Source organism: Streptomyces humicola (assembly GCF_024436035.1).
GTDB classification, from domain to species: domain Bacteria; phylum Actinomycetota; class Actinomycetes; order Streptomycetales; family Streptomycetaceae; genus Streptantibioticus_B; species Streptantibioticus_B humicola.
In genome coordinates this window covers 1-1,247 of the sequence record NZ_JANFNG010000075.1, presented here as the reverse complement: position 1 = coordinate 1,247, position 1,247 = coordinate 1, and the positions used below count along the sequence as shown (strand labels likewise).

The following is a 1,247-nucleotide window of genomic DNA, read 5'->3' as shown; positions in this document are numbered from 1 at the left end:
GGTTACAGTTCGCTGGTCCGTGCGGCTGCCTTGAGCCGGTCGAGGCTGGTGTATCGCTGGCCGAGCGTCCATGCCCAGGGGCGTCCTGATGCGGTGACGGTGTCGTTGATGACGGGCTTACCGAGCTGCACGGTGTCCGGGTCGTCCGGCGCGGACAGCAGTATGACCCCGTTGGAGTTCCCCTCGGGTCGGTATCCCTCTTCGACGAGGGCGCCGATGAGCTGCGCGAGCTCGGTGTGCCCGTCGGCGCGGTAGCGTTCGGCTTCCTCGTGGGTTAGGAGGACCGCGGGGTGGTGCGTGCGGATGCGGGCGAGGACGGGCTGGATGACGCCGTCCGCGTAGAACCCGAAGTGGGTGAGGCCCTCGCGGAAGGACCGCTCGGGCTGGCAGACGTAGGCCGCGAGGCGCTGGTACTCGGGCCATGCGGAGCGGGCAGCGACGATCACGGTGTCGTCGCTGGTCAGCAGGCCCTCGGCTTCGTACAGGGCGATGAGCTCGTACAGCAGGAAGCGGGTCTGCTCGCCGACGAGCCGTGCCGGGTTGGTCACCACTGCTTCGGTCGCGGTGGCCAGGTCGCGGAAGGACAGCCACAGCACGCGGTCGCGGACGTGCGGGCCTATGCCGTCGAGCTGGGTGAACCACGTCGGGCGGGCCGGGTCGGGCGTCAGAACGAACAGGCGGGCGCTCGGGTCTCCGTCCAACTGCCGTGCATGGGCGCGGAGCTGACTGCGGCCGTGGCCCTCGCCGGTGTAGGCGCCGCGCGTGGTCTTGGTCTCGAACCACCAGGTGAAGCGGGCGGAGATCCGCGCGTCGGGGACGGCCTCGTCGGTGGTGACTTGGTTGTGGAAGGAGACCGTGGGGAGTTCCCCGGCGCCGCCAGTGGCGGTCTCCAGAAGCTCTTGGACCAGGGCGAGGTCGATACGCTCGAACACCGCCATCGTGGAGGAGGTGACGCGGTTTTCGCCGGTCCGGTAGGTGGAGAAGAGAGGGTTCCGTGGCATGCGAGACAGGGTAGATGCCGGTAACGACATATGATGCCAGGACACTTGGGACCCGGGCCGTCTCGGCCGCCGAGCGGGATGCCGGCGAGACCGCAGTCCAGGCAGGCGACCGCCACGCCGCTCGGCGTCCGCGCCTCGACGCGTAATAGCGCGTTCTCCACACTCACCAACTCCAGGGGCAGCGGCGTTCTATCCGCTGCCCCGGTCAGATGGCGTCAGCCAGGGAACGCGCTCAGCACTGCCTCG

General features: G+C 69.1%; 1 protein-coding gene. It reads right to left on the bottom strand.

Translation table 11 applies throughout. The features are described from left to right. Positions 1-2 precede the first annotated feature (2 nt). A complete protein-coding gene (locus NGB36_RS33005) occupies positions 3-1,001 on the bottom strand; it encodes a hypothetical protein (protein WP_255924344.1) in 999 nt (332 codons plus the stop codon). Positions 1,002-1,247: the final 246 nt, after the last annotated feature.

Coding starts and splice junctions, on each gene's coding strand:
- NGB36_RS33005 (WP_255924344.1), bottom strand. CDS start 1,001: ATGCCACGGAACCCTCTCTTCTCCACCTACCGGACCGGCGAAAACCGC.